Here is a 16,127-nt window from a genome sequence, read left to right as displayed (position 1 = left end):
GTCCCGGACGACAACCAGCGAAGAGAGCGGAACACCCCATGCCGCGCTACCTTGTCCAGCGGCTGCTCCAGGCGGTCTTCGTGCTGTGGGCGGCCTTCACCACCTCCTTCGTCGTGCTGTACCTGCTGCCCGGCGACCCGGTGTCGATCATGGCTTCGGGGGGCGGTGACACCAACGACGTGAGCCCCGAGCAGATCGCCGAGCTGAAGCAGGTCTACGGCTTCGACAAGCCGCTGATCGAGAGCTACGGCGACCGGCTGTGGCACGCCCTCCGGGGCGACTTCGGGATCTCCGTACAGAGCGGTGACCCGGTCACCCGGCTGATCGCCGACCAGCTGCCCGCGACGCTCCAGCTCACCTCGGCCGCGCTGCTGCTGGCCGTGGTGCTGGGGGCGGGCGTCGCCCTGGCGGCCACCTACACCCGGCGGCGCTGGCTGCGGCAGACCCTGCTGTCGCTGCCCGCGCTGGGGGTCTCGGCGCCGACCTTCTGGGTGGGCCTGATCCTCGTCCAGCTGGTGTCGTTCCGCTGGGGGCTGCTGCCCGCCATCGGCAACGAGGGGTTCCGGAGCGTGATCCTGCCCGCGATCACCCTGGCCGTGCCCACCTCCGCGGTGATCGCGCAGGTCTTCGCCAAGAGCCTGCGGACCGCGCTGGCCGAGCCGTACGCGCAGACCGCGCTGGCGAAGGGGGCCAGCCGGCGGCGGGTGCACTTCGGGCACGCGCTGCGCAACGCCGCGATCCCACCGCTGACCGTGGCCGGGGTGGTGGTCGGCAATCTGCTGGCGGGGTCGGTGGTCGTGGAGACGGTGTTCTCCCGGACCGGTATCGGCCGGGTCACCGCCACCGCCGTGACCGCCCAGGACATCCCGGTGGTGCAGGGGCTGGTGGTCTTCGGCGCCCTGGCCTTCGTGCTCGCCAATCTGGCGGTGGACCTGCTCGTGCCGCTGCTCGATCCGCGCATCACCGCCGCCGCCCCGGCGGTGGCCCGATGAGCCGCCGCGCCGCCGCACGGTTCTGGCTGCGCCGGCCCGGCCTGGTGCTGGCGGTGGCCGTGCTGGTGCTGGTGCTCCTGTCGGCCTTCTTCCCCGGGCTGTTCACCGGGCGGGACCCGCTGTCGGGGGTGCCGGCCGAGCGGCTGCAGCCGCCCAGCCTCCACCATCCGTTCGGCACCGACCAGTTGGGCCGCGACCTGTTCTCCCGGGTGGTGCACGGTTCCGCGCTCTCGCTCAAGGCCACCTCGCTGGCCGTGGCGGTGGGCCTGGTCGCCGGCTCGGCGCTGGGGCTGCTCGCCGGGTACGTGGGCGGGCTGCTCGACGACGTCCTGATGCGGATCGCCGACGTCCTGCTCGCCATTCCCGCCCTGCTGCTCTCCCTGGCCCTGGTGACCGCGCTCGGCTTCGGCACCGTCAAGGTGGCCGTCGCGGTGGGCGTGACCAGCGTCGCCAGCTTCGCCCGGATCATGCGCGCGGAGGTGCTGCGGGTGCGCGAGGCCACCTTCGTCGAGGCGGCCCGGGCCTCGGGCTCCGGCCCGCTGCCGGTGCTGCTGCGGCATGTGCTGCCGAACGCCTCGGGGCCGGTACTGGTCTACGCGGCCGTGGAGTTCGGCACCGTGGTGCTCGCCGTCTCCGCGCTCAGCTTCCTCGGCTACGGGGCCGAACCCCCGGCACCGGAGTGGGGCTCCCTGGTCTCGGGCGGCCGCGACTACCTCGCCACGGCATGGTGGCTCACCACCCTGCCCGGTCTGACCATCGCCGCCACCGTGCTGGCCGCCGGCCGGGTCTCCCGGGCGCTGGACGGCGAAACCGAGGAGATCTCCCGATGACGACCGACACCGCGCCCCTGCTGTCCATCCGGGGGCTGAGGGTCTCCTACCGCGCCGGGGACGGCGCCCCGCCCGCCGTGCGCGGGGTGGACCTCGACATCGCCCCCGGCGAAGTGGTCGCCCTCGTCGGCGAGTCCGGCTCGGGGAAGTCCACCACCGCGCACGCGGTCATCGGGCTGCTGCCGCCCGGCGGGCGGATGGACGGCGGCCGCGTCCTGTTCGAGGGCACCGATCTGGCCACGGCCGGGGAGCGGGAGCTGCGGGCCCGGCGCGGCCGTGACATCGGGCTGATCCCACAGGACCCGATGGTCTCGCTCAACCCGGTGCAGCGGATCGGGCGGCAGGTCGCCGAGGTGCTGCTGATCCACGGCCTGGCGGACCGGGCGTCCGCCCCCGCCGAGGCCGTACGGATCCTGGGGCAGGCCGGGCTGCCGGACCCGGGGGTCCGGGCCCGGCAGTATCCGCACGAGCTGTCCGGAGGCATGCGGCAGCGGGTGCTCATCGCCATCGCGGTGGCGGCGCGGCCCAAGCTGGTGATCGCCGACGAGCCGACGAGCGCGCTGGACGTCACCGTGCAGCGGCGGATCCTGGACCACCTCCAGACGCTCACCCGCCAGGCCGGTACCGCCGTGCTGCTGATCACCCACGATCTGGGGGTCGCGGCCGACCGGGCCCGGCGGATCGCGGTCATGTCGGAGGGCGAGATCGTGGAGACCGGCCCGGTCCGCCAGGTGCTCACCGCGCCCCGGCATCCGTACACCCGGCGGCTGCTGGCGAGCGCGCCGAGCATGGCGACGGAGCCGGTGCGGGTACGGGCGCGGGCGCAGGCGCGGGCTCGGGCTCTGCCTCGGGCTCAGGCTCTGCCTCGGGCTCAGGCTCGGGTGCGGGTGCGCGAGGTGGCGGCCGGGGAGCCCGCCGCCGAGGGCGGCGCCCCCGTCGGCGAGGGGCTGGACTCCGCAGAGGGGCTGGTCGTCGGCGAGGGACTGGACGCCGCAGGGGGACTGGACGCCGCAGAGGGGCTGGTCGTCACCGAGGGACTGGACGCCGCCGGGGGGCTGGACGGCGCCGGGGGGCCGCTGGTCGTCGCCGAGGGGCTGGTCAAGGAGTTCACCCCGCGCGGCCGGGCGCGGGCATGCGCCGTCGACGGGGTGGACTTCACGATCCGGCGCGGTGAGAGCTTCGCCCTGGTCGGCGAGTCCGGTTCGGGGAAGTCCACCACGGCCCGCATGGTGGCGCGGCTGACCGATCCCACCGAGGGCCGGATCCGGTTCGACGGGCAGGACATCACCGCGCTGTCCGGCGCGGCGCTGCGCCGGCTGCGGCGCCGGGTGCAGCTTGTCCACCAGAATCCGTACTCCTCGCTCGATCCCCGCCGGTCCGTCGCCGACGCCGTCACCGAGCCGCTGCGCGCCTTCCGGGTCGGCGACCGGGCGGCACGGCTGCGGCGCGCGGCCGAGCTGCTGGACCGGGTGGCGCTGCCCGCGGCCACGCTGCGGCGCAGGCCCGGTGAGCTGTCGGGCGGTCAGCGGCAACGGGTCGCGATCGCCCGGGCGCTGGCCCTCGGCCCCGATCTGGTCATCTGCGACGAGCCGGTGTCGGCGCTGGATGTGTCGGTGCAGGCGCGCATTCTGGAACTGCTGGCGGAGTTCCAGCGCGATCTGGGGCTGAGCTATCTGTTCATCTCCCATGACCTCGCCGTCGTCCGGCAGATCGCCGACCGGGTCGGGGTGATGCGCGGCGGCAGGCTGCTGGAGACGGGCACGACGGACGAGGTCTTCGCCTCGCCCTCCCACCCCTACACCAAGGAGCTGCTCGCCGCGATCCCCGGCGGGCGCCACGCGGTTCCGGCGCGATCCGCCTGATTCCCTCCCCAGCTACGAGAGGCGTTCACCGATGTCCTCCGACGTTCCGCTGTCCGTGCTCGACCTCGTTCCCATCAGCTCCGGCTCCACCGCCGCCGAGGCGCTGCGCAACACCCTGGATCTGGCGCGCCGCGCCGAGGAGTTCGGCTACCACCGGTACTGGCTGGCCGAGCACCATCTCAACCCCGGTGTGGCGGGCACCTCCCCCGCGCTGATCATCTCGCTGGTCGCCGGGGCCACCGCACGCATCCGGGTCGGCTCGGGCGCCGTACAGCTGGGCCATCACACCCCGCTGTCGGTGGTCGAGCAGTTCGGACTGCTCGACGCGGTGCACCCCGGCCGGATCGACCTGGGGCTCGGCCGCTCCGGCGGCGCCCCGCGCACCCCGGCCGCCCCGGCGGAGGGGGCGGCCGGGGTGGCGGAGGGAGCCGGGGAATCCGAAGAGCCCGGGAAGGAGGAGGCGCTCGGGAAGGAGGACGGGCCCGGGAAGGAGGACGGGCTCGGGAGGACCGAGGGCACCTTCACCGACAGCGGGCTCTATCTCCCGCCGAAGTACACCGGATTCGCGCGGCTGCTGGCCTCACCGCGCTTCCGGCTGCACCAGGCGCTGCTGCGGCAGCCGGGCGCCACCACACCCGAGTACCCCGACCAGATCGACGACATCCTGGCCCTGCTGGCCGGGAAGTACCGCTCGGCCGGCGGGGTGGAGGCCCATGTCGTGCCCGGCGAGGGCGCCGCCGTCGAGGTGTGGATCCTGGGCAGCAGCGGCGGTACGAGCGCGCTGACGGCGGCGGCCCGCGGACTGCCGTTCGCCGCGAACTACCACGTCAGCCCCGGGACGGTGGTGGAGGCCGTGGAGGCGTACCGGAAGGCGTTCCGCCCCTCCCCCGCCCTGGCCGGACCCCGGGTGCTGGTCTCGGCCGATGTGGTCGTCGCCCCCGATGACGCGACCGCGCGGCGGCTGGCCTCCGGGTACGGGCTGTGGGTGCGCTCCATCCGCACCGCCGAGGGGGCGATCCCCTTCCCGACGCCCGAGGAGGCGGCCCGGCACCGGTGGTCGGACGAGGACCGGGCGCTGGTGGCCGACCGGGTCGACACCCAGTTCGTGGGGTCGCCGGAGACGGTGGTGGAACGCCTGGAGGCGCTGCGCGCGGCGACGGGCGCGGACGAGCTGCTGATCACCACGATCACCCACGGCCATGAGGACCGGGTGCGCTCCTACGAGCTGCTGGCCGACGCCTGGGCGAAGCGCTCTTGACCGGGCGCGGGGCAGCTGATTCCGCCGCACGCGCCCCACACCGGGCACGTGGCAGCCGGTCCCGCCGTACGCGCCCCACTGCACGACCGGGCGCGGGGCGGCCGGTCCCGCCGCACGCGCCCCCACGCACGACCGGACACGGGGCAGCCGACTCCGTCGCACGCCGCCCCGATGACCGATGACACCGCCACGATCCGTGCAGACCGGCCCAATACTGGAAGGACGCCATGAAGTTCTCCGTACTGTCCCTGATCAGCCATGCCCCGCACCCGCTGACCGGTGAGCTGCCCTCCGCCGCCGAGCGGTTCGAGGACGTCCTGGAGACGGGGGTGGCCGCCGAGCGGCTCGGCTTCGACGCATACGCCGTCGGGGAGCGGCACGCGGGGCCGTTCCTGTCCTCGAGCCCGACGGTGGTGCTGGGCGCGCTCGCGGCCCGTACGTCCCGGATCAGGCTGCTCACCGGGGTGACCGTGGTGGCGATCCTGGACCCGGTGCGGGTCGCCGAGGACTACGCGACGCTGGACCAGATCTCCCGGGGCCGGATCGAGCTGGTGGTGGGCAAGGGGGCGGAGGCCGGCCACTTCGACCTCTTCGGCCTCGACGAGAACCGGCAGTGGGATCTGCAGGCCGAGAAGTACGAGCTGCTGCGGCGGCTGTGGAGCGAGGAGGAAGTCACCTGGGAGGGGGAGTTCCGGCCGCCGCTGAAGAAGGTGACGACCGTGCCGCGCACCTACGACGGGCTCCCCAGGATCTGGCACGGCTCGGCCACCAGCCGCAACTCGACCGAGCTGGCCGCCCGGCACGGCGATCCGCTGTTCACGGCGAACGCCATCCAGCCGCGCGAGGCGTACGCCGAGCTGATCCGCCACTACCGCGAGCGCTTCGAGGCGTACGGTCACGACCCGGCGACCGCGCATGTGGCGGCCGGGTCCGGCGGGCTGTTCATCGCCGACACCACCCAGCAGGCGGTGCGGCAGTACAAGGACTACTACGAGGCGCGGGTCCGGCAGAACTTCAAGCCGCATCTGGCGGACAAGCCCGGCTACAACACCCCGTTCCGCACGATCGAGGAGGCGATCGAGGACGGGCCGCAGCTCATCGGGAGTCCGCAGCAGATCATCGACAAGATCCTCTCCTATCACGAGGTCTACCGGCACGACCTCCAGTCGATCACGGTCGACGGCATCGGGCTGAGCCGGTCCCGGCAGATCGAGACGCTGCAGAGGTTCGCCGAGGAGATCGCCCCGGTGGTGCGCAAGGAGGCGCCCAGCACGCTGTGGAGCTGATCCCGTTCCTTGCCAACTGTTCTGCCGGGCAGGGCAGTTGGCGGGTGGCCCGGCGGGACCGCCACCTTACTCGCGCGTTAAAAATCAGCTGAATCGCTCTTGCCTTCTTCGGCGGTGCGCGCATCAATGACATCGCCCGTGGACGACGGGCAGTCAGGAACCCCCCACACATCAGCCGCACTTCCCCACTCCGGAAGGCAGTCCCATGAGACGGATCAAGCTCGGGATCAGCACGGCAATGGGAGCAGCAGCACTGGCCGCCGGCGCGCTCGCACTGGCCCCGACCGCGACCGCGGTCACCCCCACCACCGCCACCCTGACCGCCGATTGCGGAACCTTCGGCTCGGGTCTGGCCACGCTGACGGCCACGCAGAGCGGGACGTCCGCGACCATCACCCTGTCCTCCTCGGCGATCACCTCGCCGATCGACGTCGCGGCGGGTTCGGTGAGCTCGACGCTGACGCTGTCGAAGAACGGCTCCGGGACCACGACCTTCACCGGCAAGTCCAGCCCGGCGCTCCCCGCCGGAGCTCCCGTGAGCACCGGCCCGCTCAAGGGCACGGTGGCGGCGGGCGACGTCCTGGAGGCCAAGTCGCTGAAGCTGGTGATCTTCGGTCTGATCACGGTGAACTGCACCGCCACCTCGGCCCAGTCCCCGGGGCCGTTCACCTTCTGAGCCGTCCGGCGCACCGGCTCTGAGCCCGCTTCGGGCACCCGGTGGAAGGTCACGGCGGACCGGCGGCGTCCCGGGCGGACGCCGCCGGTTCTCGCGCGCCATAATGGGGCCGATACGTCGGATGTCTGGTCCGGGGAGGTCCACCATGGCGGTCACCGACGAGGCGATCGAGAAGATCAAGGGCATGATCGTCTCGGGTGCGCTGCGCCCCGGTGACCGGCTCCCCAAGGAGAGCGAGCTGGCCGCCGAGCTCGGACTGTCCCGCAATTCGCTGCGCGAGGCCGTGCGGGCGCTCTCGCTGATCCGGATCCTGGACGTACGGCAGGGCGACGGCACCTACGTGACCAGCCTCGATCCCCAGCTGCTGCTGGAGGCGCTGAGTTTCGTCGTGGACTTCCACCGCGATGACACGGTGCTGGAGTTCTTGGCGGTGCGGCGGATCCTGGAGCCCGCGGCCACGGCACTGGCCTGCCCCCGGATCAGCGACGCGGAGCTGGACCGGCTCCAGGCGCAGCTGGACGCGCTCGGGCCGGAGCCGTCCGTGGAGGAGCTGGTCGCCTGCGATCTGGAATTCCACCGCGGCATCGTCCAGTCCTCGGGCAATTCGGTGCTCCGCTCGCTGCTCGACGGGCTCTCCGGGCCCACCACCCGGGCCCGGGTGTGGCGCGGGCTGACTGAGGAGGACGCGGTCAGCCGTACCCTCCACGAGCACCGGGCGATCCTCGCCGCCCTGCGCGACCGCGACGCGGAGGCGGCGCGGTCCTGGGCGACGGTGCACATCGCGAGCGTCGAACAGTGGCTGCGCTCCACGCCGTGAGCCCCGGCGGGCGACCCGGTGACGACCGGAGCGGACAGACGCGGCCCGGTGACGACGGAAGGCGGCAGACGCGGCCCGGTTACCGCCGAGCGGCCGGGCGACGGCGGTTCAGGTGGAGGCGGGATGCAGGCGCAGGCCCTGCATCCCCCCGTCGACGGCCAGCGCGGTGCCGGTGACGGCCGCGGCGGCGGGGCTGGCGAGATACGCGACGGCGGCGGCCACCTCCTCCGCGGAGACCAGCCGTCCGGTGGGCTGACGGGCCGCCAGGGCGGCGCGCTCGGCCGCCGGATCGGGGGCCTGGTCGAGCAGCCGGCCGACCCACGGGGTGTCCACGGTGCCGGGGTTGACGCAGTTGACCCGGACCCCCTCGCGGATGTGGTCCGCCGCCATGGCGAGGGTCAGTGACAGCACCGCGCCCTTGCTCGCGCTGTAGGCGGCGCGCTGCGGCAGTCCGGCGGTGGCGGCGATCGAGCAGGTGTGGGTGATCGAGACGGCGCCGGGCCGGTCGGCCGCGGCGGCCCGCAAATGGGGCAGCGCGGCCCGCGCGGTGCGGACCAGGCCCAGCACATTGATGTCCAGCAGCCGGTGCCACTCCTGGTCGGAGTTGTCCTCGACGCTGCCGATCGCGCCGACGCCCGCGTTGCCGACGACGGTGTGCAGGGCGCCGAACTCGGCCACGGCCGCCTCCACCCCGGCCCTGACCGCCTCGTCGGAGGTGACATCGGCGTGGAGCGGCAGTGTGCCGTCCGGGGCGCCCGACGGGTCGCGGTCGAGCACGGCGACCCGGGCGCCCCGGTCGCGCAGCGTGGCGGCGATGGCGGCGCCGATGCCGGAGGCGCCGCCGGTGACGAGTGCGGCCAGCCCTTCGAAGTCGCCGGTGGTCACGGGTTCTCCTCCTGTCGTACGGCCTGTTGCCCAGCGGAACGCGCTGGTGCGGGCTGTGCCGGTGCGGGGCCCGCCGATTCGGGCTGTGCCGGTTCGGGCTGTGCTCGTCCGGGGTGCGCCGGTCCGGGGCGCGCCGATTCGAGGTGCACCGGTTCGGGACCGCGCCGATTCGGGGCGCGCTCGCCCTGGGTGCGCCTGCCCGGGGCGTGCCGGTGCGGGACGTCCCGACTCGGGACGCGCTCGTCCGGGGTGCGCCGACTCGGGACGCGCCTGCCCGGGACCCGCCGATTCGGCACACGCCAACGCGGACCGCGCTGACGCGGATCGCGCGACGCGGGCCCGCCATGCGGGCCCGTCCGGATAGCGGTAGGCGGCGATCGACTCGGGGTACATACGTGCGGAGAAGCCCGGCGCCGTCGGTGCGCGGTAGCGGCCCGACTCGACGACCGCCGGATCGGCGAAGTGCCCATGGAGGTGGTCGACATACTCGATGACCCGGTCCTCCCAGCTGCCCGAGACGGCGACGAAGTCGAACATCGCGATGAGACCGGCCGGCGTCAGGGGCGCGGGGCGGCCCACCACATGGGGGCGCAGGGAGCGGATGGCGGCCGCGGTGACATCGTTGCCGCGGCCGATGGTGAAGACGAAGCCGTGCCCCTCGGCCGGCTCCCCCTCCCCGGCGTCCGTGCGCAGCACGACGTAGGCGGCGGAGTAGTCGGGGTCCGGGTTCATCGCGTCCGAGCCGTCGAGCTGCTCCGAGGTGGGAAACCGGATGTCGTGGACCTCGAGCCCGGTGACGGATGGCCGCTGACGCAACGGGAACTCCCTAAACGATGAGCTCGAGAGGACATCGGACCTTTCATGGTGATCCGATGTATAGCGCCGTGATCACCGTTCCGTCCAGATGTGTGCCGGAACTTTTGCAGGACAGATCGGATGATTCTCGGAGCACCCCTGGACGGGGACTGCGGCCGGAGACCCGGAAAGCCGTAGGCTTGGGTGGCACGCAATGGGAACTGCAGCCGGAGGCGGGACCGATCCGTCCGCCCCGGTCGGAAGGAGGCGCTGGGTGATCGAGCTTGAGGGGGTTCCCGAGCTGATCGACCCGGTCATGATCTGTGCCTTCGAGGGCTGGAACGACGCCGGAGACGCCGCCTCCACCGCGGTCGGGCACCTGGACCGGGAGTGGAAGGGCGAGGTCTTCGCCTCGCTCGACGCCGAGGACTACTACGACTTCCAGGTGAACCGGCCCACCGTGGCGCTGGACGGCGGGGTGCGCAAGATCACCTGGCCGACGACCCGGCTCTCGGTCGTCCGGGCGGACACCGGGGAGAAGTCCCGGGACCTGGTGCTGGTGCGCGGTATCGAGCCGAGCATGCGCTGGCGGTCGTTCTGCAACGAGATCCTCGGCTACGCCCATGAGTTGGGCGTGGAGATGGTCGTCATCCTCGGCGCACTGCTCGGCGACACCCCGCACACCCGGCCGGTGCCGGTCAGCGGTGTCACCTCCGATCCCGACCTGGCCCGCAGCCTCGACCTGGAGGAGACCCGCTACGAGGGCCCGACCGGGATCGTCGGGATCCTCCAGGAGGCGTGCACGCACGCCGGCGTCCCGGCGGTGAGCCTGTGGGCGGCCGTGCCGCACTACGTCTCGCAGCCGCCGAACCCGAAGGCCACCCTGGCGCTGCTCAACCGGCTCGAGGACCTCATCGGGGTGCGCATCCCGCTCGGTGAGCTGACCGAGGACTCACGGGCCTGGCAGCTGGGCGTGGATCAGCTGGCCGCCGAGGACAGCGAGGTCGCCGAGTACGTGCAGTCGCTGGAGGAGGCGCGGGACACCGCCGAGCTGCCGGAGGCGTCGGGCGAGGCCATCGCCCGCGAGTTCGAGCGCTATCTGCGGCGGCGCGACGGCCAGCCCGGCCCCGGCGGCCACGCGACCGAGAGCGGCGGTCTCGCGGACGGCCGGGAGGGCGGCACGGCGGGTCCGGCCCCCGGTTCCGGCACCCCGTATCTGCGCGACCCCGCCAGCGGCCATGGAAGGCCGCGCAAGCCTTCCCCCAGGGACGAGGTGGCCAAGGACGACGCCGAGGGCACGGGCGGCGAGGGGGACGACGCCGAGGAGCCGGACGGCACCCGGGGCACCGAGGGCCGGGACGCCCCGCACCACGACGCGGACGGCACAGACGACGCCCACAGCACGGACGGCACGGACCGGGACGGCGACGGGGACAGCGACGGGGACGGGGGATCCGGCTCCGGCCGGTAGCCACGGCCCCGCCGGGCGCACGGCGCCCACGCCCCGCGGGAGTAGCGACGAGCCCGCGCCGGGAGCATCCCGGCGCGGGCTCATCCGTTCACGGCCGCGGCACGACGGCGCGACGGCGTGTCAGAGGGCCACTCCCAGCAGCGCGTCCACGGCGCGCGACACCAGTCCGGGTGCCCCCTCGTCCGTACCGCCGGTGGAGGTCTGCGCGGCGGCCCAGCGGTCGACGGCGGCCAGGGCGGCCGGTGAGTCCAGGTCGTCCGCGAGCGCCTCGCGGATCTCCTCCACCAGCGCGTCGGCCGACGGCCCGTCCGGCCGCGAGACGGCGGCGCGCCAGCGGCCGAGGCGCTCCTCGGCCTCCCGCAGCACCCCGTCCGTCCACTCCCAGTCGGAGCGGTAGTGGTGGGCCAGCAGCGCGAGCCGGATGGCCGCCGGGTCCACCCCGTCGCGGCGCAGCGCCGAGACGAAGACCAGATTGCCCTTGGACTTGGACATCTTCTCGCCGTCCAGGGCCACCATCCCGGCGTGCACATAGGTCTTGGCGAACGGCCGCTCACCGGTGAGGACCTGGGCGTGCGAGGCGCCCATCTCGTGGTGCGGAAAGGCGAGATCGGACCCGCCGCCCTGCACGTCGAAGCCCATGCCGAGGTGGTCCAGGGCGATGGCCACGCACTCGATGTGCCAGCCGGGGCGGCCACGGCCGAGCGATCCGCCGTCCCAACTCGGCTCGCCCTCACGGGCGGCCATCCACAGCATCGGGTCGAGGGGGTTCTTCTTGCCGGGGCGCTCCGGGTCGCCGCCGCGCTCGGCGGACAGCAGCCGCATGGCCTCGGCGTCGAGCCGGCTGACCGAGCCGAAGGCGGGGTCGGACTCCACGGAGAAGTAGATGTCGCCTTCGAGCTCGTAGGCGGCGCCCAGGTCGCGCAGCCGCTCCACGAGCGGCACGATCCCCGGTATCGCCTCGACGGCGCCGATGTAGTGGCGCGGGGGCAGCATCCGCAGGGCCGTCATGTCCTCGCGGAAGAGGGCGGTCTCGCGCTCGGCCAGGGCCGTCCAGTCGTCGCCCTTCTCCTGCGCCCGCTCGAGCAGGGGATCGTCGACATCGGTCACGTTCTGGACGTAGTGAACCTGGCGCTTGGTGTCGAGCCATACGCGCTGAACGAGGTCGAACGCGTTGTAGGTCGCCGCATGACCCATGTGGGTCGCGTCGTACGGGGTGATACCGCAGACGTAGATGCGTGCGACGGGACCGGGAGTCAGGGTTGTCCGTCTTCCGGTCGCGGTGTCGTGAATGCTCAGGTCGCGGCCACTGCCGGGCAGGGCGGGAACCTCAGAAGCGGGCCAGGCATACATGCAATGAGCGTAACCGGATGCAGCGTCCGCATACGAACCGGACCAGTCGTGTTGGCCGGATAGGCGCTCTTGCGCGAAAGCCCGTGAGCTGCTTGAGCCGCGTCCGCCGCGGTCCCGGGGCGCGGTAGGAAGCCCACCGGGACGCCGCCGGCGGGCTCGTCCCGGGACGCGGCGAAAGCCCACCGGAGCGCCGCCCGCGGGCTCGTCCCGGGACGCGGCGAAAGCCCACCGGGACGCCGCCGACGGGCCGGTTCGCCCGTCCGGGCGGGCGGACCGGTCAACTCCCAGGCGGCGGGGTCAGACCGGCGGCCAGGGGATGGCGGGCCACTGACCGCTGGGCTCGGGATGCTTCCCGGTCCGCAACAGCGTGGCGACCCGGGCCCGCAGCGCCTCGATCTCGGCCTCGGTGATCAGCTCCGCCAGCCGGGCGCAGAGCGGGCCGCCGTCCGCCAGCTGGTCCGCGAGCCGGGCCAGCACCTCCAGCACGTCCTTCGGCAGCGGCTCCCCGGCCCAGCCCCACAGCAGGGTGCGCAGTTTGTCGTCGGCGTTGAAGGTGACACCGTGATCAATCGCATAGAGCCGACCGCCGGCCGCGGGCAGCAGATGGCCGCCCTTGCGGTCGCCGTTGTTGATCACCGCGTCGAGCACGGCCAGCCGGCGCAGCCGTACGTCGTCGGCGTGGACCAGCAGCGCGGTGCGGCCCTCGCCCACCTCGGCGTAGCCCACCGCCTTCCAGCCGGGGCCCGGCTCGTCGCCCTCGACGAGCGCGAGCAGGTCCGGTCCTCCGGCCTGCCCGGACCCGTCACCGTCCGCCCCGTCGCCGTCCGCCCCTCCTCCGGCCGCCTCGACCTCTATCCAGAGCTGGCACATCCCCTGCCCGTACGGCCCGTCGCGCAGCACGGTGGGCGGGACCAGGCCCCAGCCGGTGGCCTCGGAGACCTCGTACGCCGCCACCTCGCGCTGGGCGAGCGTGCCGTCCGGGAAGTCCCACAGCGGCCGCTCCCCGGCCACCGGCTTGTAGACGCAGGGGGCGCTGTGGCCCTCGTACTCGACCGTGCAGTACAGCACCGCGTTGGACGCCTCCCGGACCCGTCCGCGCACCGTCAGCTCACCGAGAGCAAGCAGTTCGGCCGGGGACACCAGGCGCGAAGCCTCCTTTGAGGGCGGTGGGAGACGGGTGGGCGGCGTCAGGCTCCGCGGCGGTATCCGTTCTGGCGCGGACATACGTGTCCCTCCGGGTCGAGCGGCAGACTGCACAGCGGGCAGGGCGGCCGGCCGGCGTTGACGACCTCCAGGGCGCGTTTGGCGAAGGCGCGCGCCTGCGTCCCGGTGAGCCGCACCCGCAGCATGGGCGGGCCGTTCACATCGTCCTGGAGCAGCCGCTCCTCGGCCTCGGCCAGGTCCTCCTCGGACTCGGCCTCCAGCTCGACCAGCGCCTGCGCCTCGACGATCATGCGCTGTTCCTCGCCGTCCCAGGCGAGCGCCATGGTGCCGACCCGGAACTCCTCCTCCACGGGGACTTCCAGCGGTGCGGTGTCGGCGAGTTCGGCCGGTGCGACGGCGGGCACGGGGGCGTTTCCGCCGGTGCGCCGCACCACCTCGTCCAGCAACTCGTCTATCCGCTCGGCCAACGCGGCGACCTGCGTCTTCTCCAACGCGACGCTGGTGGTCCGGCCACCGGCGGACGCCTGCAGGAAAAAGGTACGGCGACCAGGCAGCCCGACCGTACCGGCGACGAAACGGTCCGGCGGGTCATAGAGGAACACCTGACGGGACAACGTCCTGCTCCATTTGGTTCGACTGCTCGGCTGACTGACTGCTGACCGCTGGGTGTCACGACCGCCCGGTCACGGCTGTCACGGCGCCCTCGCACCGCGGCACCACCCTACTGCTCGTGGAGATCACGGTGCTCCCGCGTCGCCACCCACGGCCGCGTCCCCGCCACGGTCCGCCGGGTTCTCCTCGCGCGGCACCAGCCCGGCGAAGTCGCCGGTGTCCCCGAGCCGGACGAGGAAGGGGCGGGTCGGGGTGTAGCGGATCGCGGTGATCGAGCAGGGCTCGACCGAGACCCGCTGGAAGAGATCGAGGTGCAGTCCGAGGGCGTCCGCGACCAGCGCCTTGATGATGTCCCCGTGGGAGCACATCAGGTAGACCGCGTCGGCGCCGTGTTCCTCCTCGATCCGGGCGTTCCAGTCACGCACCGCCTCGACCGCCCGCGCGTGCATGGCGCGCATGGACTCGCCGCCGGGGAAGGCGGCGGCGGAGGGGTGCTGCTGGACGATCTTCATCAGGGGTTCATCGGCCAGTTCGGCGAGCTTGCGGCCCGACCAGTCGCCGTAGTGGCACTCCCCGATCCGGTCCTCGGCGTGCAGCGGCAGTTCGGGGCGGGCGGCGAGCAGCGGGGCCAGCGTCTCCCGGCAGCGCTGCAGCGGGCTGGTGACGGCCGCGGCGAGGGGCAGCCCGGCCAGCCGGCCGGGCAGCGCGGCGGCCTGGGTCGCGCCGCGCTCGTCGAGGGCGACACCGGGTGTCCAGCCCGCGAGGACGCCCGCGGTATTGGCGGTGGACCGGCCGTGCCGGACCAGGATCAGCATGGGCATGCCTGCCACCCTACGACCCCTCCGGCCGCCGCTCAGCCGGGATGCGGACCGGTCCCGGACCCGGTCCCCCTGTGCGGATACCCGGCCCCCCTGTGCGGATCCGCATCACGCGAGGCAGAATGCCCCGCGTGATCGTGGATTGTGCCATCTACCGGGACGGGTGCCGCACCGAGGGACCCGCCGACTTCTCCGACGCCCTCGACCAGGCGCGGGCGAGTGGGGACGCCTTCTTGTGGATCGGTCTCCATGAACCGACCGAGAAGGAGTTCGAGCTGGTCACCAGCGAGTTCGGACTGCATCCGCTGGCCGTCGAGGACGCCTTGCGCGCCCACCAGAGGCCGAAGCTGGAGGTGTACGACGATTCGCTGTTCCTGGTGCTGAAGCCGGTCCAGTACGACGACAACGCCGGCGCCGTCACCGCGGGTGAGCTGATGGTCTTCGTCGGTGACTCCTTCGTGGTGACCGTGCGGCACGGCGAGACCAATCCGCTCGGCTCGGTGCGCGACCGGCTGGAGAAGGCCCCCGAGGTGCTCCAGCACGGGCCGACAGCCGTGATGTACGCGGTCTCCGACGCCGTCGTGGACCACTATCTGGACGTCGCCGACAGTCTGCACGCGGACCTGGAGGAGCTGGAGACGGAGGTCTTCGCCCCGGACGGGGCCGCGGGGCAGAACACCGCCGGGCGGATCTACGCCTTCAAGCGCGAGGTGATGGAGTTCCGCCGGGCGGCCGGACCGCTGGCGGAGCCGATGGAGCGGCTCGCGGGCGCCGGGGTGCCGTTCGTGCACGAGGGCTCACGGCCGTTCTTCCGGGATGTCAGCGACCATCTGACCCGGGTGAACGAGCATGTGGAGGGGCTGGACCGGCTGCTGTCGGACATCCTCTCCGCCCACCTCGCGCAGATGGGCGTGCGGCAGAACGACGACATGCGGAAGATCTCGGCGTGGGCGGCGATGGCGGCGGTGCCGACGATGATCGCCGGGATCTACGGCATGAACTTCACGCATATGCCCGAGCTGAAGCAGCCCTGGGGGTATCCGGGCGCGCTGGTGCTCATGGCCGGGGTGATCGTCGTGCTGTACCGCTGGTTCAAACGCCGCGGCTGGCTCTGACCGACCCGTCACTCCCGGCCGACGCCCCGCGACACGGCCCGGCGGCGGCGAACGGCCCACGGCACGGCCCGGTGGCGGCCACGGCCCACGGCAATGCCCGGCGGCGGCCGACGACCCACGGCAGTGCCCGGCGGCTCGGGGCGCCCGACGGCTTCGGGCCCAGCGGCATCGGCCCGGCAGCTTCGGGCCTGACGGC

The 16,127-nt window shown here is 73.2% G+C and carries 14 protein-coding genes; 9 read left to right on the top strand and 5 right to left on the bottom strand.

Features of this window, described 5'->3' with window-relative positions:
- Positions 1–38: 38 nt before the first annotated feature.
- From AXW62_RS04205 to AXW62_RS04175, 7 genes are all read left to right on the top strand, one after another.
- Positions 39–992: an ABC transporter permease gene (locus AXW62_RS04205; protein ID WP_060943297.1), complete on the top strand. Its 954-nt coding sequence runs from the start codon at positions 39–41 to the stop codon at positions 990–992.
- A complete protein-coding gene (locus AXW62_RS04200) occupies positions 989–1,822 on the top strand; it encodes an ABC transporter permease (protein ID WP_060943296.1) in 834 nt (277 codons plus the stop codon). The genes AXW62_RS04205 and AXW62_RS04200 overlap by 4 nt, the downstream gene beginning before the upstream one ends.
- Positions 1,819–3,684, top strand: a complete 1,866-nt coding sequence (locus tag AXW62_RS04195; protein ID WP_060943295.1) for a dipeptide ABC transporter ATP-binding protein — start codon at positions 1,819–1,821, stop codon at positions 3,682–3,684. Before AXW62_RS04200 ends, AXW62_RS04195 begins: the two co-directional genes overlap by 4 nt.
- A gap of 31 nt (positions 3,685–3,715) precedes the next feature.
- Positions 3,716–4,942, top strand: a complete 1,227-nt coding sequence (locus AXW62_RS04190) for an LLM class flavin-dependent oxidoreductase (protein WP_060943294.1) — start codon at positions 3,716–3,718, stop codon at positions 4,940–4,942.
- Positions 4,943–5,169: 227 nt separating this feature from the next.
- Positions 5,170–6,228 carry an LLM class flavin-dependent oxidoreductase gene (locus AXW62_RS04185; protein WP_030839169.1) on the top strand — a complete coding sequence of 353 codons (1,059 nt, stop codon included), beginning with the start codon at positions 5,170–5,172 and terminating at the stop codon, positions 6,226–6,228.
- 205 nt (positions 6,229–6,433) lie between these two features.
- Positions 6,434–6,904, top strand: coding sequence for a hypothetical protein (locus AXW62_RS04180; protein WP_060943293.1), 471 nt, complete (start codon positions 6,434–6,436; stop codon positions 6,902–6,904).
- A gap of 145 nt (positions 6,905–7,049) precedes the next feature.
- Positions 7,050–7,721 (top strand): FadR/GntR family transcriptional regulator, encoded by a 672-nt coding sequence (locus tag AXW62_RS04175; protein WP_060943292.1) that lies wholly within the window; start codon positions 7,050–7,052, stop codon positions 7,719–7,721.
- Positions 7,722–7,829: 108 nt separating this feature from the next.
- Here the strand turns inward: AXW62_RS04175 and AXW62_RS04170 are convergent, their stop codons facing one another.
- Positions 7,830–8,606 carry an SDR family NAD(P)-dependent oxidoreductase gene (locus AXW62_RS04170; protein ID WP_060943309.1) on the bottom strand — a complete coding sequence of 259 codons (777 nt, stop codon included), beginning with the start codon at positions 8,604–8,606 and terminating at the stop codon, positions 7,830–7,832.
- A 1,069-nt stretch (positions 8,607–9,675) separates the two neighbouring features.
- Between AXW62_RS04170 and AXW62_RS04165 the strand changes: the two genes are divergently transcribed.
- Positions 9,676–10,872, top strand: a complete 1,197-nt coding sequence (locus tag AXW62_RS04165) for a PAC2 family protein (RefSeq protein WP_079115466.1) — start codon at positions 9,676–9,678, stop codon at positions 10,870–10,872.
- A 120-nt stretch (positions 10,873–10,992) separates the two neighbouring features.
- On the opposite strand, the gene mshC is transcribed toward AXW62_RS04165, so the two are convergent.
- The 4 genes from mshC to AXW62_RS04145 all read right to left on the bottom strand — a co-directional run bounded on the left by mshC (position 10,993) and on the right by AXW62_RS04145 (position 14,819).
- Positions 10,993–12,222: a cysteine--1-D-myo-inosityl 2-amino-2-deoxy-alpha-D-glucopyranoside ligase gene (gene mshC / locus AXW62_RS04160; RefSeq protein ID WP_060943291.1), complete on the bottom strand. Its 1,230-nt coding sequence runs from the start codon at positions 12,220–12,222 to the stop codon at positions 10,993–10,995.
- Between the two features lie 297 nt (positions 12,223–12,519).
- Positions 12,520–13,446 (bottom strand): SCO1664 family protein, encoded by a 927-nt coding sequence (locus AXW62_RS04155; protein WP_079115465.1) that lies wholly within the window; start codon positions 13,444–13,446, stop codon positions 12,520–12,522.
- Positions 13,410–14,000, bottom strand: coding sequence for a DUF3090 domain-containing protein (locus AXW62_RS04150; protein ID WP_030839143.1), 591 nt, complete (start codon positions 13,998–14,000; stop codon positions 13,410–13,412). Before AXW62_RS04150 ends, AXW62_RS04155 begins: the two co-directional genes overlap by 37 nt.
- Before the next feature lie 123 nt (positions 14,001–14,123).
- Complete coding sequence (locus AXW62_RS04145) at positions 14,124–14,819, bottom strand: histidine phosphatase family protein (RefSeq protein ID WP_030839141.1); 696 nt, start codon at positions 14,817–14,819, stop codon at positions 14,124–14,126.
- Positions 14,820–14,938: 119 nt separating this feature from the next.
- Here AXW62_RS04145 and corA point away from each other — a divergent pair, with 119 nt between their 5' ends.
- Positions 14,939–15,931, top strand: a complete 993-nt coding sequence (corA, locus tag AXW62_RS04140; RefSeq protein WP_030839139.1) for a magnesium/cobalt transporter CorA — start codon at positions 14,939–14,941, stop codon at positions 15,929–15,931.
- Positions 15,932–16,127 lie beyond the last annotated feature (196 nt).

Origin of the sequence: Streptomyces hygroscopicus subsp. hygroscopicus, assembly GCF_001553455.1 — a bacterium.
GTDB classification, from domain to species: Bacteria; Actinomycetota; Actinomycetes; order Streptomycetales; family Streptomycetaceae; genus Streptomyces; species Streptomyces hygroscopicus.
The sequence above is the reverse complement of the archived record's forward strand: the minus strand, read 5'-3'. Positions and strand labels throughout refer to the sequence as shown.